Annotated in this window: 18 protein-coding genes; 7 read left to right on the top strand and 11 right to left on the bottom strand. The window is 71.8% G+C overall.

What is annotated here, in order from left to right; all coding sequences use genetic code 11:
* Positions 1 to 395: 395 nt before the first annotated feature.
* Genes ACWGJ2_RS22655 through ACWGJ2_RS22645 form a run of 3 tightly spaced genes read right to left on the bottom strand, consistent with a single transcriptional unit; the run spans position 396 to position 2,787 of the window.
* A complete protein-coding gene (locus ACWGJ2_RS22655) occupies positions 396 to 809 on the bottom strand; it encodes a RidA family protein (RefSeq protein WP_453347978.1) in 414 nt (137 codons plus the stop codon).
* Complete coding sequence (locus tag ACWGJ2_RS22650; RefSeq protein ID WP_453347977.1) at positions 806 to 1,585, bottom strand: IclR family transcriptional regulator; 780 nt, start codon at positions 1,583 to 1,585, stop codon at positions 806 to 808. The genes ACWGJ2_RS22655 and ACWGJ2_RS22650 overlap by 4 nt, the downstream gene beginning before the upstream one ends.
* The gene (locus ACWGJ2_RS22645) at positions 1,582 to 2,787 is read right to left on the bottom strand and encodes a sugar kinase (protein WP_453348008.1); all 1,206 of its coding nucleotides are present in this window, start codon (positions 2,785 to 2,787) and stop codon (positions 1,582 to 1,584) included. The genes ACWGJ2_RS22650 and ACWGJ2_RS22645 overlap by 4 nt, the downstream gene beginning before the upstream one ends.
* Before the next feature lie 170 nt (positions 2,788 to 2,957).
* Here ACWGJ2_RS22645 and ACWGJ2_RS22640 point away from each other — a divergent pair, with 170 nt between their 5' ends.
* Together ACWGJ2_RS22640 and ACWGJ2_RS22635 are read left to right on the top strand one after the other, a co-directional pair.
* Positions 2,958 to 4,250 (top strand): amino acid deaminase, encoded by a 1,293-nt coding sequence (locus ACWGJ2_RS22640; protein ID WP_453347976.1) that lies wholly within the window; start codon positions 2,958 to 2,960, stop codon positions 4,248 to 4,250.
* Between the two features lie 64 nt (positions 4,251 to 4,314).
* On the top strand, positions 4,315 to 5,922 hold the full coding sequence (locus ACWGJ2_RS22635) for an N-acyl-D-amino-acid deacylase family protein (protein WP_453348007.1): 1,608 nt from the start codon (positions 4,315 to 4,317) through the stop codon (positions 5,920 to 5,922).
* A 675-nt stretch (positions 5,923 to 6,597) separates the two neighbouring features.
* Here the strand turns inward: ACWGJ2_RS22635 and ACWGJ2_RS22630 are convergent.
* The 5 genes from ACWGJ2_RS22630 to trhA all read right to left on the bottom strand — a co-directional run bounded on the left by ACWGJ2_RS22630 (position 6,598) and on the right by trhA (position 10,049).
* On the bottom strand, positions 6,598 to 6,873 hold the full coding sequence (locus tag ACWGJ2_RS22630; RefSeq protein WP_453347975.1) for a hypothetical protein: 276 nt from the start codon (positions 6,871 to 6,873) through the stop codon (positions 6,598 to 6,600).
* 244 nt (positions 6,874 to 7,117) lie between these two features.
* Positions 7,118 to 7,537, bottom strand: coding sequence for a hypothetical protein (locus tag ACWGJ2_RS22625; protein WP_453347974.1), 420 nt, complete (start codon positions 7,535 to 7,537; stop codon positions 7,118 to 7,120).
* Between the two features lie 86 nt (positions 7,538 to 7,623).
* Positions 7,624 to 8,463 carry a helix-turn-helix domain-containing protein gene (locus tag ACWGJ2_RS22620; protein WP_453347973.1) on the bottom strand — a complete coding sequence of 280 codons (840 nt, stop codon included), beginning with the start codon at positions 8,461 to 8,463 and terminating at the stop codon, positions 7,624 to 7,626.
* Positions 8,460 to 8,996: a DUF6879 family protein gene (locus ACWGJ2_RS22615; protein WP_453347972.1), complete on the bottom strand. Its 537-nt coding sequence runs from the start codon at positions 8,994 to 8,996 to the stop codon at positions 8,460 to 8,462. The genes ACWGJ2_RS22620 and ACWGJ2_RS22615 overlap by 4 nt, the downstream gene beginning before the upstream one ends.
* Before the next feature lie 237 nt (positions 8,997 to 9,233).
* On the bottom strand, positions 9,234 to 10,049 hold the full coding sequence (gene trhA / locus ACWGJ2_RS22610; RefSeq protein ID WP_453347971.1) for a PAQR family membrane homeostasis protein TrhA: 816 nt from the start codon (positions 10,047 to 10,049) through the stop codon (positions 9,234 to 9,236).
* Positions 10,050 to 10,323: 274 nt separating this feature from the next.
* Between trhA and ACWGJ2_RS22605 the strand changes: the two genes are divergently transcribed.
* Positions 10,324 to 12,180 carry a phosphoenolpyruvate carboxykinase (GTP) gene (locus ACWGJ2_RS22605; RefSeq protein WP_453347970.1) on the top strand — a complete coding sequence of 619 codons (1,857 nt, stop codon included), beginning with the start codon at positions 10,324 to 10,326 and terminating at the stop codon, positions 12,178 to 12,180.
* A gap of 168 nt (positions 12,181 to 12,348) precedes the next feature.
* Here ACWGJ2_RS22605 and ACWGJ2_RS22600 read toward each other — a convergent pair whose 3' ends face one another.
* Positions 12,349 to 12,765, bottom strand: coding sequence for an SCO4983 family protein (locus ACWGJ2_RS22600; protein WP_453347969.1), 417 nt, complete (start codon positions 12,763 to 12,765; stop codon positions 12,349 to 12,351).
* 140 nt (positions 12,766 to 12,905) lie between these two features.
* Entirely contained in the window at positions 12,906 to 14,117 is a 1,212-nt protein-coding gene (locus ACWGJ2_RS22595; protein ID WP_453347968.1) for a pyridoxal phosphate-dependent aminotransferase, read from the bottom strand.
* Between the two features lie 148 nt (positions 14,118 to 14,265).
* On the opposite strand from ACWGJ2_RS22595, the gene ACWGJ2_RS22590 reads away from it, so the two are divergent.
* Both ACWGJ2_RS22590 and ACWGJ2_RS22585 read left to right on the top strand, forming a co-directional pair.
* Complete coding sequence (locus ACWGJ2_RS22590; protein ID WP_453347967.1) at positions 14,266 to 15,825, top strand: MFS transporter; 1,560 nt, start codon at positions 14,266 to 14,268, stop codon at positions 15,823 to 15,825.
* A 5-nt stretch (positions 15,826 to 15,830) separates the two neighbouring features.
* Positions 15,831 to 16,574 carry a TetR/AcrR family transcriptional regulator gene (locus tag ACWGJ2_RS22585; protein ID WP_453347966.1) on the top strand — a complete coding sequence of 248 codons (744 nt, stop codon included), beginning with the start codon at positions 15,831 to 15,833 and terminating at the stop codon, positions 16,572 to 16,574.
* Here the strand turns inward: ACWGJ2_RS22585 and ACWGJ2_RS22580 are convergent.
* Complete coding sequence (locus tag ACWGJ2_RS22580; protein WP_453347965.1) at positions 16,516 to 18,657, bottom strand: thioredoxin domain-containing protein; 2,142 nt, start codon at positions 18,655 to 18,657, stop codon at positions 16,516 to 16,518. The two genes, ACWGJ2_RS22585 and ACWGJ2_RS22580, sit on opposite strands and share 59 nt — an antisense overlap.
* Positions 18,658 to 19,068: 411 nt before the next feature.
* Between ACWGJ2_RS22580 and ACWGJ2_RS22575 the strand changes: the two genes are divergently transcribed.
* On the top strand, positions 19,069 to 19,662 hold the full coding sequence (locus tag ACWGJ2_RS22575) for a TetR/AcrR family transcriptional regulator (protein ID WP_453347964.1): 594 nt from the start codon (positions 19,069 to 19,071) through the stop codon (positions 19,660 to 19,662).
* A 181-nt stretch (positions 19,663 to 19,843) separates the two neighbouring features.
* Positions 19,844 to 20,839, top strand: a complete 996-nt coding sequence (locus tag ACWGJ2_RS22570; RefSeq protein ID WP_453347963.1) for a nitroreductase family protein — start codon at positions 19,844 to 19,846, stop codon at positions 20,837 to 20,839.
* The last annotated feature ends 42 nt before the right edge of the window (positions 20,840 to 20,881 follow it).

Raw genomic sequence — 20,881 nt, 5'->3', positions numbered from 1 at the left:
GTCGCGCGGCGGCGGCGCGGGGTGCGCCGCGGTGGCCTCGCGCCGGCGTCGCGAAGGTGGCTGGGAGGGGGTGCCCCGGCCGCGACGCGTGGGCGGGGGTCCCTGCGCGTCGGGCCGAGGCGCCGCGCCCGCCCTCGGGGGGATGGGCGGACGCGGGCCTGTGCGGGGCCGTGGCACGGCGGGCGCCGGGTGGCGGCGCGCGGCGGTGTCACGGCCCGAGGGGCACGGCCGCGGAGTGCTGCGGCGTGCCGGAGGGGCGGCGGCGGGTGGGGGCGCGGGACGGCGTACGGCTGCGTACGTCACCGGTCGCCTACGGCCACCGTCCGACGGGGCCTTCGGCCCCCGGGCGCGACGCGACGGTGTGCGGCGCGCCCGGCGGGCCCGGCGAAGAGGCGTCAGCCGAGGACGGCCAGCGCGTCGATCTCGACGAGGAGACCGGCCGGGAGGCCGACGTACACCGTGGTGCGGGCCGCGGGGGCCTCCTGGAGGCCGTCGAAGTACTCGTTGTAGATCGCGTTCAGCTCGGCGAAGTGCGAGGTGTCGGTGAGGTAGACGCGCATCATCATCACGTCCTCCCAGCTCGCACCACCCTCCTTGAGGATGGCCTCGACGTTGGCGAGGGTCTGGAGGGTCTGCTCGCGCAGCCCGGGGCCCACGGGGGTAGGGGCCTGGCCCTCGACGGCCGGGCCGAACCCGACCTGGCCCGCGACCTGGAGGATGTTGCCCTTCTTGACGCCGTGCGAGAACTTCGCGGGCGGGGTGGTGTGCGTCGCCGGGGTGAGGGCGGTCTTGGTCAGCTTGTCGCTCATGGCTTTCCCTGCTGTCCTTGCTGTTCCTTGGGAGGGGTCTTTCCTGAGTACTCGGCGCTGACGGCGTCGGCGGTGCGGCGCACCAGCGGCACGAGCTTGAGGAGTTCGTCGGCGCTGACGACGACGTTCGGCGCGGACACCGACATCGCGGCGACGGCGCGCCCGTCCGCGCCCCTGATCGGGGCGCCGACGCAGTTGATGGACTCCTCGTGACCACCGAGATCGGTGGCCCAGCCCTGTTCGCGCACCTTCGCCAGTTCCGTGAGGAAGGCGGCGGCGTTCGGGGTCGAACGGGGCGTGTACATGGGGTAGTCGAGCCGTTCGGCGACGGCGCGCCGCTCGGTCTCGGGGAGGTCGGCGAGCAGCAGCTTGGCCACGGCCGCGACGGTGATGGCGACGGGCTTGCCGATGCGCGAGTACATCCGCACCGGGTAGCGGCTCTCGACCTTGTCGATGTAGAGGACCTCGTTCTCCTCGTAGACGGCGAGGTGGACGGTGTGGCCCGTCCGCTCATTCAGCTCCACGAGGTGGGGGTGGGCGATCTCCCGTACGTCGAGATTCTCGACGGCCTCCTGCGCGAGCGCGAAGAGGCGCGCGCCGAGCCGGTAGCGCTGGTCGGGCTGGCGGTAGACGATGCCGTGCTCGTGGAGCGTACGGAGGAGGCGCAGCGCGGTGGACTTGTGGACGCCGAGCCGCTGGGACACCTGCTCCAGGTTGGCAGGGCCCTCGGCGAGGAGGGGGAGGATGCTCAGGGCTCTGTCGACGGTCTGGCTCATGTGGCGTTCGCCTTCTCTGCCTCTGCGATCTGTGCCGCGCTCTGGGTCGCCGCTTCCGGTGCGTTCGCGGCCCGGCCGTCCGGGTCCTGTGCGGGTTCCGGTTCGCGGTCCGTTCCCGGTTCGCGGTCCGGTTCGCCGGTCCAGCCGGGGCCGAGACGCAGTGTCCCCCACGCCTCGTCGTCGAGTGCGGCCAGCCGGTCGGCGTGCGCGCGGGCCGGGGGCGCGGCCAGGTCGCCCGGCACGGTGAGCGCGGCGGCGGCTGTGAGGTGGCCGTGGCGCAGCCGCTCGCGCAGCGGCAGCCCGCGCAGGGTGGCGGAGAGGAACCCGGCGGCGAAGGCGTCGCCCGCGCCGACGGACGCGACGACGTCCACGCGCAGCGCGGGCACGGAGACGACCTGGTCCTCGCGGGCACCGTCGGCCCCACCCGCGCCGTCGGCCTCGCCCGTGCCGTCGGCCCTGTCTGCCCCGTCCGCGCCGTCGGAGCGGCGGGCGAACGCGGTGGCGCCCCGCGAGCCCTGCTTGACCACCAGCACGGCGGGCTCGGGCAGCGCGGCCCGTACGGCGGCAGGGCCGCCCGTGACGCCCCAGGCGGCCTCGGCCTCGTCGTCGCCGACGAAGACCACGTCGGCGCCGCGCGCGAGGTCCAGCAGGACGCCGGGGCCGCCGCCCTCGGGGGCACAGGACCACAGGCCCATGCGGTAGTTGACGTCGAAGGAGACGAGCGGGCGCCCGGGGCGCGGCGCGGTGAGGGTGCGCAGCAGCGCGAGGCAGCCGTCGGAGAGCGCGGCCGTGATGCCGGTGAGGTGCAGGACGCGGCCCGCGTCGGCGCGCTCGACGGGGGTGTTGGCAGGGGACATGGCGGAGGCGGCCGACCCTGCGCGGTAGTAGGCGACCTCGGCGACGGGTCCGGCGCCCGGGTCCTCCCCCGCGAGCCCCGCGTCGCGCTCGCCCTCCGTGCGGAAGTAGATCCCCGTCGGCCGGTCCGCGTCGCGCTCGACGGCCGAGACGTCCACGCCGTGCCCGGCGACGGCCGCCACGAGGTGGTCGCCGAAGCCGTCGGCACCCACCCGGCTGACCCAGCGCGTGGCGTGCCCGGCGCCGGCGAGGGCGCAGGCCACGTTGGACTCGGCGCCGCCGATGGCCCGTGCGAAGGAGGGCACGTCGGCCAGTGGGCCGGGGCGGGAGGGCAGGAACGTGACCATGGACTCGCCCAGGCAGACGACGTCGGCGTGCGGGGTGCTGGTCACGATCTGTACCGCTCCTCAACCTTGGGGATCCATTGACCGGGTGTTCGCCGGGATGCTAGACAGCAGTGAGCGTTATACGCAATGGCTGTTGCATTTCTTGCAACAAGATTTTTTACGGAGCCGCCATGACCGCCGCCGACAACGCAGTCGCCGACCTCGCCCGCCTCGCCGACGAGAAGGTCGACCACCGCTTCAAGGGGCTCCCCCCGGATGCGGCAGGGACGACGGTCGGCGCGCTGGCGGCCGAGCGCCGCAACGTGTTCACCGGCGGCTTCACCACCCCCGTCATGGCCCTGTCGGCCGAGCGCCTGGAACACAACCTCGCGCTCATGGAGACCTACTCGGCACGCCACGGGCTCGCCTTCGCGCCGCACGGCAAGACCTCCATGGCGCCGCAGCTCTTCGCGCGCCAGCTGGAGCACGGCGCCTGGGGCATCACGCTGGCCGTCCCGCACCAGGCGCGCGTGGCCCGCGCCTACGGCGTGCCCCGGATCTTCCTCGCCAACGAGCTGGTGGACGCCGCCGCGCTGCGCTGGGTCGCGGGCGAGCTGGACGCGGACCCCGGCTTCCGGTTCGTCTGCTACGTCGACTCCGAGCGCGGCGTCGCGCTGATGGACGAGGCGCTGCGCGACGCGGGCGCCACCCGACCCGTCGACGTCGTGATCGAGCTGGGCGCGGGCGAGGGCGCGCGCACCGGCGTCCGTACCGAGGACGAGTGCCGAGCGCTGGCCGGGGCCGTCGCCGCCACCGGCACCCTGCGCCTGGTCGGCGTCGCGGGCTACGAGGGCGAGGTCCCGCAGGCCGACCACGCCCGCGTGAGCGCCTGGCTGCGCCGCCTCACCGCGCTGGCCGCCGACCTCGACGCGGACGGGCACTTCGACGCCGTGGACGAGATCGTCGTGAGCGCCGGCGGCAGCGCCTGGTTCGACGCGGTCGCCGAGGTCTTCGCCGAGCTGCCCGAGCTGTCGCGGCCCACGCTGAAGCTGCTGCGCTCCGGCGCGTACGTCTCGCACGACGACGGCCACTACAAGGAGCTGACCCCCTTCAACCGCGTCCCCGACGAGGGCGCGCTCCAGTCCGCTTTCACGCTGTGGACGCAAGTCGTCTCACGGCCCGCGCCAGGCCAGGCGTTCCTGAACGCGGGCAAGCGCGACGCGGCCCACGACCTCCACCTGCCCGAGGCGCACGCGGTGCGCTCCTCGCGCGACGGCACGGTACGGGGCGCCGAGGGCATCACCGTCACGGGGCTCTCCGACCAGCACGCGTGGGTGCGCACGGACGAGGGCGTCGAGCTGGAGGTCGGGGACTGGGTCGCGCTCGGCATGTCGCACCCGTGCACGATCTTCGACAAGTGGCAGCTCATCCCCCTCGTCGAGGCGGACGGCACGGTGACGGACCTGATCCGCACCTTCTTCTGAGGGCCGGACCGGACCGGACCGACCGCACCGAACGGCGATGGGCGAAGTGAGGAAGAACATGAACATGGACCTGGTCATCAGAGACGCCCGCGTCGTGGACGGCGGCGGCGGTCCCTCCTACCGTGCCGACGTCGGCGTACGCGAGGGCCGCGTCGCCGAGATCCGCCGCGAGGACGCGACGGAGCCGCGCCCCCAGGGCAGGCGGGTCATCGAGGCGGACGGGCTGGCCCTCTCCCCCGGGTTCATCGACATGCACGCGCACTCCGACCTCGCGCTGCTGCGCGACCCCGACCACTCGGCGAAGGCAGCGCAGGGCGTCACCCTCGAAGTCATCGGCCAGGACGGCCTGTCCTACGCGCCCGTGGACGAGCGCACCCTGGCCGAGGTGCGCTCCGCCATCACCGGCTGGAACGGCGACGGGAGCGACATCGACTTCGACTGGCGCACCGTCGGCGAGTACCTCGACCGCATCGACCGCCAGGGCACCGCCGTCAACGCCGCGTATCTGATCCCGCAGGGCACCGTGCGGATGCTCGCCGTCGGCTGGGACGCCAGGCCCGCGACGCCCGACGAGGTCACGCGCATGCGGCAGCTCGTCGCCGAAGGTCTGGAGCAGGGCGCGGTCGGCATGTCCTCCGGGCTCACCTACACGCCGGGCATGTACGCGTCGGACGCGGAGCTGACGGAGCTGTGCCGCACCGTCGCCGCCTACGGCGGCTACTACTGCCCGCACCACCGCTCCTACGGCGCGGGCGCGCTCCAGGCGTACGAGGAGATGGTCGCGCTCACCCACGAGGCGGGCTGCGCGCTCCATCTCGCGCACGCCACCATGAACTTCGGCGTGAACAAGGGCAAGGCCCCCGAACTGCTGGCCCTCCTGGACCGCGCGGTGGGCGACGGCGCGGACATCACGCTCGACACCTACCCGTACACCCCCGGCTGCACGACGCTCGTCGCGATGCTGCCGAGCTGGGCGAGCGAGGGCGGCCCCGAGTCGATCCTCGCGCGGCTGCGCGATCCCGAGACCACGGCGCGCATCCGCCACGTCATGGAGGTCGAGGGCGCCGACGGCTGCCACGGGGTGCCCATCGAGTGGGACGCCATCGAGATCTCGGGCGTCAGCGATCCGGCGCTGGACGCGTACGTCGGCAAGACCGTCGCGGAGTCGGCGGCCGAGCGCGGCGAGGAGCCGTTCGTCACCGCGCACCGGCTGCTGCTGGAGGACCGGCTCGGCTCGACGATCCTCCAGCACGTGGGCCACGAGGAGAACGTCCGGCAGATCATGCGCCACCCCGTGCACACAGGCGGCAGCGACGGCATCCTCCAGGGCACCAAGCCGCACCCCCGCGCGTACGGCACGTTCCCGCAGTACCTCGGGCGCTACGTGCGCGAACTGGGCGTCCTCTCGCTGGAGGAGTGCGTCGCGCACCTCACCTCGCGGGCAGCGGCGCGGCTGCGGCTGCCCGACCGGGGGCTGGTGCGCGAGGGGTACCGCGCCGACCTCGTCCTCTTCGACCCGGAGACGGTCGCCGCCGGTTCGACCTTCGAGGCGCCGCGCACGCTGCCCGTCGGCATCCCGCATGTGCTGATCGACGGCCGTCCCGTGATCGAGGACGGCCGCCGCACGGACGTCCTGGCGGGCCGCTCGGTGCGGCGCACGCCGGTGGGCTGAGGTCCAGCCAGGCCAGGCGACGGGCGCCACGGTGCCCCGGTGCGGGGCCCCGGCACGGGGTCCGGGCGCCGCCACGCCCACACCGGGGCACGGGACCCGCCCCCTGGACCGCTGCCGACGGCTCCCCAGGGGGCGGGCGATCAGGGGGTTGGGCCCCGGGGCGTGGTGGTGAGCTGGAGCGTGCGCCCGCCGACGAGGGGTGCGGTGAGGATGACGGTGCGGCCCTCGTGCTCCAGGGCCTTGCCGATACGGGTATGGCGGGCGTGCCACCAGCGCCGGGGGGGGCGAGGAGGGTGCTGAGGCAGTCGCGGGGCTCCCCGTCGACGGTGATCCGTTCGCCCTTGTCGCGGAGGCGGAGGGGGTGGCAGGCGTGTGCGGTGAGGAAGGTGGCGAGGTTGCCTTCCATGATCTCGATGACCTGGCCCGACGGCATGGGGCGGGGGTAGGTGGTCAGGAAGGCGGTCCCGTGCGGCAGCTCGTACATGAGACGCACGGCACGGTCCTGGATGCGGCGCATGACGAAGTGGGGTGCGTGGCCGTCGAGTACGGCTACGGGAAAACCTGATGACGTTGCCCAGCCGTGGGGGTCGTAGAAGACGTCCTCGGGGTCGGCGGGGATGAGAACGGTGTGGTCGCGGGGCACGGGGCTGCTCCGGGGGTCAGTGGTGGGTGGGGTCACGGGGTGCGCACTACGCGCAGGGCGGGCGGCGCGGGTTCGGTGTCCTGCTCGGCCTCGGCGCGCTTCTTGCCCGCGCCAGAGAGGACGGCGATGGCACGGGCCAGCTCCTCACCGGTCACGCTGATGCGGTCCAGGGCGAAGCCGACGTAGCGACGGTGCCGCGCGCACAGCCACAACGGCCGGTAGTACGGGCTCGACCTTGCGGTGACGTGTTCGCGTACCTCACTTTCGTGCCGGTCCTCGGCCACGTCGCACTCGTGCGGCGCGCTCACCGTGCCGCCTCCGGGGTCCGGGCGCGTGCGGCGTCCTCGGCGGTGATGTCGGCCGCGCAGCCGTCGCAGACCATGACGGGTACTGCACGCGGCAACAAATCCGGGCGGGTACAACGCGCATCACCCGCGCGGATGTTGTGCACCAGCTTCGTCCCCGGCGCCGTGCGGCACCGGAAACAGCGCGGGCTCACCGTGCACGCTCCTTCCGCGTGGGCGAGCGGGTCCGTGCCGTAGACCGGGCCGGTCATGACGTGCTGCCGAGCGGGCGTACGGCGTCCATCGCCTCGACGAGCCGTGCCGGATCGGTGAGCGGTGGGACCGCGCAAAACCGTGGGGGAACCTCCCAGCGCACCGCGTACTCCGTCGCGGTGGGGCTGCCGGGCAGGCCGAGGCGGCAGCCGTCGCCCAGGGCCTGGGTGCCGGGCTGGGACCAGGTCTCGGCGGTCCCGGGCGGTACGAGGACGTACCAGCGGGGTGCGGCGGAGCGGGTCGTCACGGCGACCGGCCCGGCCTTCAGCCGCTCGGCCACGGCGGCGCCGAGGTCGCCGTCGATGGCGATCGCGTCCCACCACACTCCGGCGTCGACACCGGCGAGTTCATCGTCCAAGGGCAGCCAGGCGGGACGGACCCGCAGCCCCGCTGCCAGGGGCGTAACCGCGTACATGCACAGGACCGTAAGAGGGGGGTTGCGGCCTGTCTGATCCGTTGCGCGCGATTGCGAATCCAGATGGCAGCTTGCGCAAACTTCTCTCAGGCCAGGTTCAGCGCGGCCCTGGCGCGAGCGAGCAGGCGGTGCGCGTGGGAGCCGTACGCAGCGGCATCGGACAGTTCGTTCCACACTGTCGTGTACAAGTCGATCTCGTCGCCCTCGTTCAGCCGTAGCTCGGCTCCGATCGTCTCCACCATCACCAACCGGCGGTCGAAGAGCCAGAACCCGTGGGTGGGCACGACGGCCAGCGCGACGCCGAGCGGGACGATGCCGAGGCTGACGGTGGACATTCCGATAAGACCAGCCAGCCGGTCGAGCTGCCCGGCCATGACGTCGCGCGGGCAGATGAGCATGCGAAGCGCGGGCTCCCAGAGCAGGAACTCGAAGCGGCGACCTGTTTCGTAAAGGGCCTGCTGACGTTGGAGACGGGCGTTCACCCCCGCGTCGATATCGGGCACGGTCCTGTGGAGATCCGTAGTCCGGATCAGCATGTGCCGTGCGTACTCCGCGGTCTGCAACAGCCCTGGGACGACGGCGGCCTCAAAGTTCCGCACGTGATCGACGCTGTCTTCCGTTGCCTGCCACGCTTCCTGACTCGCCTTCGTTCCAGCGGCCAGTTGGCGGCGCCACGAGGCGTAGTGCGTCTCCAGGGTCCGAAGCCGCCCCTTGAGTTCCTCGAAGGTCTCATCCCGGTCCAGAACGGAGGCCCATGTGCGCAGATCCGCGACGCTGGGGGTCTGCTTGCCGGTCTCGATACGGGAGACCTTGGAGGGCTGCCAGCCGCACCGGTGCGCCAGCTCCTTGCCCAGCAAGTCGGACTCGACACGAAGCTCCCGGAGCCGCGTGCCGAGTGCGACCCGCGCCGTCTGAAAGTCGGTCACGGCCTTTCGACGGTCTCCCGCTCGTACTCGTGAAGCGTCTGCGCGCGGCTCCAGGCCGCGTCCCGCCACCGTACGTGGCGAAGCGCGTCCTCGGGGTCCTCGGAGAGGGTGACGCCGAGGAACCGGTCCCGGTCACCGAACTGGAGCCGGGCCACGAGACGACTGTCGAACAACCAGAAGTCGTGCTCGGGCAGGGCGAGAGGCGCGGCCTCCGCACGGCGGAGGTACCGGATGTCCTCGCCAGCGGCGAGGTTGTACGGCGTGCCCCACAGTTCGAACCGCAGATAGTCGGAAGGCGGTTCATCGATCAGCCGAACCCGCTCGACTCTCTTCCCCTGAGCGGTCTGCTCCTCCATGAGGCTGAGCCACGGCCGGAACCATGAGATCGGCGGCTGCCGTCCCGCGAGGAAGTCCCTGAACGGCTCGTCCTCTTCCGGAATTCCGTAGGCCGTGCGCACCTCCAGCCGGAAGGCAGTGTGGTGGAAGTCGCGGAACAGCTTCAGGAAGTCCTCACCAGTGGCGAGATCAACCACGGTCCTCCTTGGGTGCGAATACGAACAGTTCGGCGGGCACCTCCACGAACGTCTCACCGGGTTTCACGTCGCGGAGTTGACCGAGCTTCGTCGGGTCTGTGAGCTGGTCCCCCTGTACCACGATCCTGCCTCTGTCTCGGTGTCGCGGTAGAGGGCGGGACAGGCCAGGCACGGCGAGGGCCCAGCCCCCCAGGGGTGCCGGGCCCGGTCCGTGATGTCCGTGAGGCAGGCGCGTGTTCAGTGGTGCTGGTAGGCCACCAGGGAGATGCCCACGTAGTGGACGACGAACGCCGCGAGCGTCAGGGAGTGGAAGACCTCGTGGAAGCCGAACCAGCGCGGGGAGGGGTTCGGGCGCTTGATGCCGTAGATGATGCCGCCCGCGCTGTAGAGCAGTCCGCCGACGATGACGCAGACGAGGACCGCGATGCCGCCCTTCTGGAGGAAGTCCGGCAGGAAGAAGACCGCGGCCCAGCCCATCGCGATGTAGCAGGGCGTGTAGAGCCAGCGCGGCGCGCCGACCCAGAAGACGCGGAAGGCGATGCCGAACAGCGCGGCGGCCCAGACCCCCCACAGGAGCAGGTCGCCGCGCCCGTCGGGCAGCAGCAGGATCGTCAGCGGCGTGTAGGTGCCCGCGATGATCAGGAAGATGTTGGCGTGGTCGAGGCGTCGCAGGACGGCGTTGGCCCGCGGACTCCAGTCACCACGGTGGTAGAGGGCGCTGATGCCGAAGAGCAGGCACGCGCTGAGCGTGTAGACGGCGCAGGCGATGCGCCCCCGGGTGCTTCCGGCGAGCGCGGTGAGGAATATCCCGGCGATCAGGACCGCGGGGAACATGCCCGCGTGCAGCCAGCCCCGCAGCCGGGGCTTGATGAGCTGCGGAATCGCCGCCGCGGCCGAGCCGACCGAGGCCGCGGCCGACTCGATGGTGGCGGCGGCCGAACCGACCGGATGGTGGCCCGGCTCGCCCGCGCTCTCCGCACTCTCCGCACTGTTCGCGCTTGTGGACGTTTCAGGGACGGTCGTCTGCTCCTGCGAGCGGGGCACGGCAGTCATGCGGGCAATCGTACCTACGCGGACCTACGGAACCGTAGGTTACGTCGGCCGTCATCGGCGCCCCCGCGAGTGGCGATGGCCACACCGTTCCCATCTGGACAGAGACGCTCTAGGCTCGGATGATCAAATGAGCAAGGGCGGCACCGGATGAGCAACCCTGAGTTCAGCCACGAACGCATCCGGGTCGTGGCCCCCAAGGGGCGCGCTGAGAGACAAAGGAAAGCGGATATACGTGCAGGTATCCGCTCATAACCCTCAACCGTCTGGAGCGATCGTGGCGCGCAGTTCTGCGGCTCCCACCACCACCTCTGTCCCCACCCGTCACCAGGGACTCATCGCCTGGGTCGACGAGATCGCCGCCCTCACCGAGCCCGACCGGATCGTCTGGTGCGACGGATCCGAGGCCGAGTACGAGCGCCTCAGCGAGGAGCTCGTCGAGAAGGGCACCTTCAGGAAACTCGACCCGATCAAACGCCCGAACTCCTACTACGCCGCCTCCGACCCGACCGACGTCGCCCGCGTGGAGGACCGCACGTTCATCTGCTCCGAGAAGGAGGAGGACGCGGGCCCGACGAACCACTGGAAGGACCCCGCCGAGATGCGGGCCATCTTCACCGGTGCGGGCGACGGCTCCGGCGAGCAGGGCGGCGGCGTCTTCCGTGGCGCGATGCGCGGCCGGACGATGTACGTCGTCCCGTTCTGCATGGGCCCGCTCGGCTCGCCGCTCTCCGCGCTCGGCGTCGAGATCACCGACTCCGCCTACGTCGCCGTCTCCATGCGCACGATGACCCGCATGGGACAGCCGGTGCTGGACGAGCTGGGCGAGGACGGCTTCTTCGTCAAGGCCGTCCACAGCGTCGGGGCGCCGCTGGCCGACGGCGAGGCCGACGTGCCGTGGCCGTGCAACAGCACGAAGTACATCTCGCACTTCCCCGAGTCCCGCGAGATCTGGTCCTTCGGCTCCGGCTACGGCGGCAACGCGCTGCTGGGCAAGAAGTGCTACGCGCTGCGCATCGCCTCCGTCATGGCACGCGACGAGGGCTGGCTCGCCGAGCACATGCTCATCCTGAAGCTGACCCCGCCGCGCGGGGAGTCGAAGTACGTGGCCGCCGCCTTCCCCTCCGCCTGCGGCAAGACCAACCTCGCCATGCTGGAGCCGACGGTCCCGGGCTGGACAGTCGAGACCATCGGCGACGACATCGCCTGGATGCGGTTCGGCGAGGACGGGCAGCTCTACGCGATCAACCCGGAGGCGGGCTTCTTCGGCGTCGCGCCCGGCACGGGCGAGCACACGAACGCCAACGCCATGAAGACCCTGTGGGGCAACTCGGTCTTCACCAACGTCGCGCTCACGGACGACAACGACGTGTGGTGGGAGGGCATGACCGAGGAGGCGCCCGCGCACCTCACCGACTGGAAGGGCCAGGACTGGACGCCGGAGTCCACCACTCCGGCCGCCCACCCCAACGCCCGCTTCACCGTCCCAGCGGGCCAGTGCCCGATCATCGCGCCCGAGTGGGAGGACCCGCGCGGCGTCCCCATCTCCGCGATCCTCTTCGGCGGACGGCGCGCCTCGGCCGTGCCGCTGGTGACCGAGTCCTTCGACTGGCAGCACGGCGTCTTCCTCGGCGCGAACGTGGCCAGCGAGAAGACGGCGGCGGCGGAGGGCAAGGTCGGCGAACTGCGCCGCGACCCGTTCGCGATGCTGCCCTTCTGCGGCTACAACATGGGCGACTACTTCGCGCACTGGGTCAGCATCGGCAAGAACGCGGCCGACGCCTCGAAGCTGCCGAAGATCTACTACGTCAACTGGTTCAAGAAGAACGAGGCGGGCAAGTTCGTCTGGCCCGGCTTCGGCGAGAACAGCCGCGTACTGAAGTGGATCGTGCAGCGCCTCAACGGCGAGGCGGAGGGCGTGGAGACCCCGATCGGCGTCCTGCCGACGAAGGAGAGCCTGGACACGGACGGCCTCGCGCTCTCCGACGAGGAGCTGGACTTCGTCCTCGCCGTCGACAAGGACGTCTGGCGCGACGAGGCGTCCCTGGTGCCCGAGCACCTCAACACCTTCGGCGACCACACGCCGAAGGAGCTGTGGGACGAGTACCGCGCGCTGGTCGCCCGCCTGGGCTGATCCGCCGCGGTCCGCCGAGGGGGCCCGGCACGGATGTGACGAGAGGGGCGGGAGCGCCAAGAGCACCGAGGCGCCCCGCCCCTCTCGCGTGCCCGGTCCCGGGACCGGGCAGCACATGGACCGCGACGGTCACCCCGGCACGGGGTCACCCGTCATGCGGTCGGACCGTCACGCCGTCGTGGACACGCCCAGCGCGGCGGCGTGGCTCTCCATCCGCGCGGCGGCCAGCTCCATGGCCGCCTCGTCCTCGCGCGAGGTCGCGATCACCAGCGCGTTGCCCGCCAGCGTGTGGGCGCGCTGGTGCAGGGCCGCGAGGTGCGCCGCACCGGTGTCGCGCGCGGAGGGCGCGGCGCGCAGGGGCTCGCGACCGCGCAGCCGCGCCACCTGCGCCGCGAGCCGGTACGCGGCCTCGTGGAACGAGGCATCCGGCAGGAGCACCCGCAGTTCGTCGGTCACGGTGAGCAGCGCGGTGAGGTGTCCGGCGAGCCGGATGTCCAGCTCCTCCTCGCGCGAGCGCTGCGGAACCTCATGGACGGCGGAGTCGGCCATGGTGTGGACCGACTTGGTGCGGATCGGCTCGTACATGGATCGCCTCCTGAGTCACGGCTTCAGGAAACCATCCTAACTTAGACTCCGTCTAAAGTTGTCCTCATTCACGAAACGGCCCGCAAGACGTCCACTCCGTATCCGCGTACGCCCCACCACGGGCGGGCGGCCCGATCGGTTCAGGGCTGCCCGTAGCCGTCCAGGAAGGTGCCGATCCGGGTCACGGCGTCCGCCAGCTCCTGGGCTGGGGGAAGGTTGACGATGCGGAAGTGATCGGGCTCCGGCCAGTTGAAACCGGTGCCGTGCACGATCATGATCTTCTCCGAGCGGAGCAGATCGAGCACCATCTCGCGGTCGTCCTTGATCTTGTAGACCTTCGGATCGAGCCGGGGGAAGGCGTAGATGGCCCCCTTCGGCTTCACACACGAGACCCCCGGAATCTGCGTGAGCAGCTCGTACGCCGTATCGCGCTGCTCCAGCAGACGGCCGCCCGGCAGCACCAGGTCATTGATCGACTGACGTCCGCCGAGCGCGGCTGCCACCGCGTGCTGCGCGGGCATGTTGGCGCACAGCCGCATGTTCGCGAGGATCGTCAGACCCTCTATGTAGCTCTGCGCGTGTGCCTTCGGGCCGCACACCGCCAGCCAGCCGCTGCGGTAGCCCGCGACGCGGTACGCCTTGGAGAGGCCGTTGAAGGTGAGGGTCAGCAGGTCGGGCGCGAGGGTGGCCGTGGGGGTGTGGGTGGCGCCGTCGAAGAGGATCTTGTCGTAGATCTCGTCGGAGCAGACGATCAGGTTGTGGCGCCGGGCGATCTCCGTCAGCCCGCGCAGCACCTCCTCGTCGTACACCGCACCCGTGGGGTTGTTGGGGTTGATGATGACGATCGCCTTGGTGCGGTCGGTCACCTTGCGCTCGACGTCCGCGAGATCGGGCATCCAGTCCGCCTGCTCGTCGCAGCGGTAGTGCACGGCGGTGCCGCCCGAGAGGGAGACCGAGGCGGTCCACAGGGGGTAGTCGGGCGCGGGGACGAGCACCTCGTCGCCGTCGTCGAGCAGCGCCTGCATGGACATCTGGATCAGCTCGGAGACGCCGTTGCCGAGGTAGATGTCCTCGACGGACAGCTCGATACCCACCGTCTGGTAGTGCTGCATCACCGCGCGGCGCGCGGAGAGCAGGCCCTTCGCGTCGCCGTAGCCGTGCGCCTCGCCGACGTTGCGGAGCATGTCCTCCAGGATCTCCGGCGGGCACTCGAAGCCGAAGGCCGCCGGATTGCCGGTGTTCAGCTTGAGAATGCGGTGCCCCGCCGCCTCAAGTCGCATCGCCTCCTCAAGAACCGGGCCACGGATCTCGTAGCAGACATTGGCGAGCTTGGTCGATTGGATCACCTGCATATCGCCACCTTACGGGCGCGTATCGCGGGGCGCCTCGTGTTTTGGGTCACCCGGAGCACAGGCCCGGTCACCAGGACAGGGAAGGGATATTGACGCCACCTCTCTTTTGAGAGTTACTGTCATTTGACTCTCACCACTGGAGGACGTCATGACCCGGCACCCCGCCCGCCGCCGCTGGTGGGCCCTCGCGGCCCTCGGCTCCAGCATGCTCGTCCTCGGCTTCGACCTGACGATCCTCAACGTCGCCCTGCCCCACATGGCGGGCCAACTCGGCGCCGACACGGGCGAGATGCAGTGGATCGTGGACGCGTACGTCGTCGTCTTCGCCACCACCATGCTTCCGGCCGGGCTGCTGGGAGACCGCTTCGGGCGGCGCCGGATGCTCCTCGCCGGGTTCGCCGTCTTCCTCGCCGGCTCGCTGGTCGGCACCCTCGCCGACAGCCCGGCGCAGGTCATCGCGGCCCGCGCGGGCATGGGCCTGGGCGCGGCCCTGATGACGCCGCTCGCGCTGTCCGTGCTGCCCTCCCTCTTCGAGGACGAGCGGGAGCGCACCAAGGCCATCGGCGTCGTCACCGCCGCCGTCGCGGGCGGGATGCCGCTCGGGCCGATCATCGGGGGCTGGCTGCTGGAGCACTTCTGGTGGGGCTCGGTCTTCCTGGTCAACGTGCCGCTCGCGGTCGTCGGCATCGCCGCCTGCGCCCTGCTGCTCCCCGAGACCCGCGACCCGTCCGCGCCGCGCGTCGGCGTACTCAGCTCTGTGCTGGGCGTCACGGGCCTCGCGGCGCTCGTCTCCGGCATCATCGAGGGCCCGGAACGGGGCTGGGGCGACCCGCTGGTGACCGGCGCCTTCGCCGCCTCCGCCGTGCTGCTCGCCGGGCTCGCCCTGCTGGAGCGGCGCGCGACGCGCCCGCTGCTCGACCTCGGCCTGCTCGCCCACCCCGGGTTCCGCTGGAACGCCGTCGCGGCGACGCTGGGCACGTTCGTCCTCGCGGGCCAGCTCTTCATCCTCCCCCAGTACCTCCAGGCAGTGCTGGGCTACGACGCCTTCGGCACGGGCCTGCGCCTGCTGCCCCTGATGGCGGGCATCGTGGTCGCCGCGCGCGGCGCGGGTCCCCTCGCCGCGCGTTACGGGGCACGCCCCGTGGTCAGCGGCGGGCTCGTGGTGCTCGCGTTCGCGGCCTTCCTCGGCGCCCGCACGGACGTGTCCGACGGCTACGCGCTGACGGCGACCTGGCTGACCGTCACGGGTGCGGGCGTCGGCTTCGCGATGGTGCCCGCCATGGACGCGGCGCTGGCCGCGCTGCCCCGGGACCGCGCGGGCAGCGGCTCCGGGCTGCTGATGACGGTCCGGCAGACGGGCACGGCACTCGGGGTCGCGCTGCTGGGCAGCCTGCTGTCCGGCACGTACCGGAACGGGCTGGACACAGGCGGGCTGCCCGGCCAGGCGGCCGAGGCCGCGGGCGACTCGGTGATCACCGCACACCTCGTCGCCGACCGGCTGGCGCTCCCGTCCCTGCGCGCCTCGGCCGACGCCGCCTTCGTGGAGGGGATGGGCCAGGTCCTCGCGGTGTGCGGGTTCGCCGCGCTCGCCGCGGCGCTGCTGACGGGGACGCTGCTGCCCAACCGGAGGCAGGGCGCCCCCGCGGAAGGCACCGGCACACGGGGCGACGCGGACATGGCCCGGTCGCCCGGTGATGCCCGACAATGAGATCCATGGCCCCCGCACGCACCAAAACCCCTCCGCCCGCGCCCAAGCTGGGACTTCGGGAGCGGAAGAAGATCCGGACCCGACAGGTGATCCGCATGACCGCGTACCGGCTCTTCGCCGAGCAGGGGTACGACGCGACGCCCGTCGACCAGATCGCGGAGGAGGCGGAGGTCTCCCCCAGCACGGTCTTCCGCTACTTCCCGACGAAGGAAGACATCGTCCTCACCGACGAGTACGACCCGATGATGGAGCAGGCCCTCAAGGACCGCCCCGCCGACGAACCGCCCGTCATCGCCCTCCGCCACGCGATCATGGAGGTGCTGGAGCAGGCGTACGAGGTGGAGCCCGCCGAGACGTACCAGCGCATCCGGCTCGCCTGCGAGGTCCCCGCCATCCGCGCCCGGATGACGGAGAGCGCGGGCGCCACGAGCCGCTTCGTGTCCCGCGCCCTCTCCGAGCGCACGGGACGGCCGCTGGAGGACCTGGAACTGCGCGTCTACACCGGGGCCGTGCTCGGCGGTCTCACCGAGGCGATGCTCTACTACGGCGAGTACGGCGCCGAGGAGGACCTGGTGGAGGTCGTGCGGCGCTCCCTCGACGTGCTGGAGCGCGGCCTCAGTTCGTCGGCGTCCGGCCCTGCGGCGTCCGGCTCCTCGACGGCCGGTTCCTCGGCGGCTCCGGGCGGCGCGGCTAGCTCCGCAGCGTCTGCTGGAGGATCTGCGGGTCGGCCGTCGGCGCGTCGCACGTGAAGTTCCGGCACACGTAGGCGGCCGGGCGCCCGTCCAGCAGCGGCCGGTCCCGCAGCAGCGGCACGCCCCCCTCCGTTCCCGTACCCGCGTCCGTACCCGTGTCCGTGGTCCCGGTCGGCTCACCCGTCGCGACGACCACGCCGGGCGCGGTCGACAGCAGCGCGACGCGGTGCAGCCTCGCGGTGGCCGGGTCGTCCGCGTGCCCGACGACGGCGACCTCGCGGGGACCGTCCAGCGCCGCCTCGCCCGCCGCGAGGCCCCAGCCGATGAAGCGCGGAGCGCGTCCGGCGAGCGCGCGCACGATACCGAGCGCCCGCTCGGCGGCGTCGCGGTGCGGGGCGCTGCCGGTGTACGCGGCGTAGGTGAGCAGCGCGTTCGCCGCGGCGGTCCAGCCGGACGGCGTCGCGTTGTCGGTGGGGTCCTGGGGGCGGCGGATGAGCGCTTCCGCGTCGTCGGCCGTGTCGTAGAGGGTGCCGTCGGGCGCCGCGAAGTGGGCGAGCACCGCGTCCAGCAGCTTCCCGGCCCGCTCCAGCCACGGGGCCTCGCCCGTGACCGCGTACAGCGTGAGATAGCCCTCCGCGACATCCGCGTAGTCCTCCAGCACGCCCGCGCTGGGCCCGACGGAGCCGTCGCGCGAGGTGCGCAGGACACGGCCGTCCTCGCGCGTGTGCAGCGTGGCCAGCAGTCCGGCGGCGCGGGACGCGGCCTCGACCAGGTCGGGCCGCTCGAAGAACGCGCCGGTCTCGGCGAGCGCGGCGACGGCCAGCCCGTTCCAGGCCGCGACGACCTTCTCGTCCCGCTCCGGGTACGGGCGCGCGGCGCGCGCCGCCAGCAGCCGCTCGCGCACCGAGGCCACGCGGGAGGCGTCGGCCAGCCCCTCTCCGTCCTCCGTGTCGGGGAGCTGGAGCACCGAGGCGCCCTCCTCGAAGGTGCCCTCGTCCGTCACGCCGAAGTAGGCGGCGGCGAAGGCGGCGTCCTCCTCGCCGAGCGCCTCGGCGAGCTGGGCGGGGGTCCACACGTAGTAGGCGCCCTCCTTCTTGTGCCCGCCGCCGCCCCCGCCGCCGCCCCCGGTGCCGGTGCTGTCATGGCTGACGGCGCTGTCGGCGTCCAGGGCCGAGGCGAACCCGCCCTGTGCGGTGCCCAGTTCGCCGACCATGAAGTCGGCGGTCTCCAGCGCGACGCGGCGCGCGAGGTCGGAGCCCGTGGCACGCCAGACGTGCGCGTACAGGCGGCACAGCAGCGCGTTGTCGTAGAGCATCTTCTCGAAGTGCGGAACCACCCACTCCGCGTCCACGGAGTAGCGCGCGAACCCGCCGCCGAGCTGGTCGTAGATGCCGCCGCGCGCCATCGCCTCGCACGTCGCCAGCACCATCTGGAGCGCACCGTCCGAGCCGGTGCGCGCGTGGTGCCGCAGCAGGAACTCCAGCGCCATGGACGGCGGGAACTTCGGCGCCCCGCCGAACCCGCCCCCAGCGCCTCCGGCCTGGGAGGTACCCCCTCGTCCCGCGTCGAACTCGCGCGTCAGACCGAGCAGCGCCGAGCCCATCTCCTCGGCGCCGGGCGGGCGCGGCGCGTCGTACTGGATGCCGCGCCCCGCCAGGTCCCGCGCGATGCGCGTGGCCACGTCGGCGACCTCGTCCCTGCGGTCCGCCCACGCGGCCCGCACACCCTCCAGGACCTGCGGGAAGGAGGGCATGCTGTGCCGGGGCTCGGGCGGGAAGTAGGTGCCGAAGTAGAACGGCTCGGCCTCGGGCGTCAGAAACACGGTCATGGGCCAGCCGCCCTGCCCGGTGGCCGCCTGGACTGCCTCCATGTAGACGGCGTCGACGTCGGGACGCTCCTCGCGGTCCACCTTGACGGAGACGAAGTGCGCGTTGAGGAAGTCGGCGGTCGCCTGGTCCTCGAAGCTCTCGTGTGCCATGACGTGACACCAGTGGCACGCCGAGTACCCGACTGACAACAGTACGGGTACGTTGCGCCGCCTCGCCTCGTTGAACGCCTCCGGCGACCAGGGCCACCAGTCGACGGGGTTGTCGGCGTGCTGGAGCAGATACGGGGACTGCGAGTCGGCCAGGCGGTTCATCCCGGCATCGTCGCAGAGCCGGACCACCCCAGGCCAATATCCCTGCTTTGCGGGTTCGCGAGTTGGGCCACTGGAGACGAACCGCTCGGGCACGCAGGTGGCCGTGCGACAGGAGGCGTCCGAACCGGCCGTGCCGGAGCAGGACGAGGGTTCTGGCCAGCAGGCCGGAGGGAAGCCGCCCGGACGCCGCGCCGGGTTTCGGCGAAGAAGACGCGGTCGGAGTCCAGGCCCCGGGTGGCGGCGGCTCCGATCATCGAACTCACGCAGCGCGTGCTGGGCCGCTGACACGACGCGGACTCCGCGGTCGGGCCGCCAGCTTGACCGGAGGGAGCCTCCGTTTTAGCCTCGGATGCATACGGAGGCTGCATCCGTTTTGGTGTGGCCGCAGGCTCAGGGCAGACAGGAGGGTGCATGAGCACCGGCGAACTGCGGGGACGCAAGCCTCGCGCGGACGTCCAGCGCAACCGCGCTGCCCTCCTGGAGACCGCGCAGCGCCACTTTCTGCGGCACGGGGTCGGCGCCTCCCTGGAGGCGGTGGCCAAGGAGGCGGGCGTCGGGCCCGCCACCCTGTACCGGCACTTCCCCACACGGGAGGCCCTGCTGGCGGCTGTGCTGCAAACGCGCTCCGAGGAACTGGTGGCCCGTCAGGCGGACATCGATCAGCTCGGCGACCCGGCCGAGGCATTGGAGCAGTGGCTGCGGGCGATGGAGGAGTACTTCAGCGCCTTCAGCGGGCTGCCGGACCCGCTCATGACCGCAGCCAGGGCGCAGGAGCCGGACAACCCGCTCACGATTCCCTGCCACATCCTCATCTCCGCCACCGATCAGTACGTGCGAGCCGCGCAGCTCGCGGGGCGCGTGCGCGCGTCGGTACAGGGGAACGACCTGTTCCTCGCAGCATGTTCCCTTGCCTGGATCAAGGGCAACGGCACCGAGGAGGAGTCGCTCGACCGGCTCCGCATGCTCATCGCGAGCGGATACCGCGAGCAGGACACCCGGACGTAAACGCCAGGCACCCCGCTCCGCCCCCTGCAACACCAGGTGGCACCACCAGCCAGCACATCTCGCCACCCTTAGGCGCAGCGCAACCTCCTTGAGGCACAAATCATGAAAATTACTGTGATAGGGGCAGGAGCCATCGGCGGGACCTCGCTGCCAAGCTCAGCAAGACCGCCACGACGTCCAGGTGGCCGGCGCCCGTGGTCACGAGGCCGTCCGGGCGGCGGTGCTGGAGTCCGGCGCCCGCGCCGTGGAGCTCGCCGACGCAGTCCAGGACCGGGAGGTCATCGTCCTGGCCATCCTCTTCGGCGTGGCGGGGAAGCTGGCCGGCCCGTTGGCTTCGGCCCCCGCCGAGGCGGTGGTCATCGACACCTCGGCGCCGTCCGGCCGTGCCAGGCCGGCGGCAACACCCGTGAAACGCGCCCGCATTCACGGGGATCAAACACACCAGAAGGGAATTGCTTTGTCCACCACCGTCATCCCCACTCCGGCTTCGGCCTTCACCGACATCGTGCGGGCCCGGCACTCTGTGCGGAGTTTCCTCCCCGATCCGTTGTCCGCCTCGGACATTCGCGGCGTGCTGGAAGATGCGCAGGCCGCCCCGTCGAACTGCAACACGCAGCCGTGGACGGTGCACGTCGTATCCGGCGCGGCGCGGGACGCTCTGAGCAAGGAGATACTCAAGGCCGACGAGGAGGGCCGGTCTTCCTTCGATTTCACCTTCGACTACGCCGACTTCGGTGACGGCGCCTACCTCGACCGGGCACACCACCACGCCGCGACCATGACCCAGGCCCAGGGCCTGAAGCGTGAGGACCGGGAAGACCGGAAGGCTGTCGCCCGCAAGGGCCTGGAGTTCTTCGGCGCACCGCACGCCGCCTTCCTGTTCATGCCCAAGTTCGGCGACGGAGTGCGGGCAGCCGGCGACATCGGCATGTACGGACAGAACTTCCTGCTCTCCCTCGCCGCCCGCGGCCTTGCCGGCGTCCCGCAGACCCAACTCGGCTTCTACGCCGACACCGTCCGCGACTTCCTGGGCGTGCCCGAGGACCTCAAGCTGCTGTTCGGCATCTCCTTCGGCATCGCCGACGAGACCACACCGGTGAACAACGTCCGCATGGACCGCATCCCGCTGCGGCAGAGCGTGGTCCTGCACGACACCCCCGGCGTCCTCGACGCGTAAGAGCCCGCAGCGCTCGTCACCAGCAGGAAGAGAGGACCCACC

The organism is Streptomyces sp. NPDC054796 (assembly GCF_053611545.1).
The sequence above is the reverse complement of the archived record's forward strand: the minus strand, read 5'-3'. Positions and strand labels throughout refer to the sequence as shown.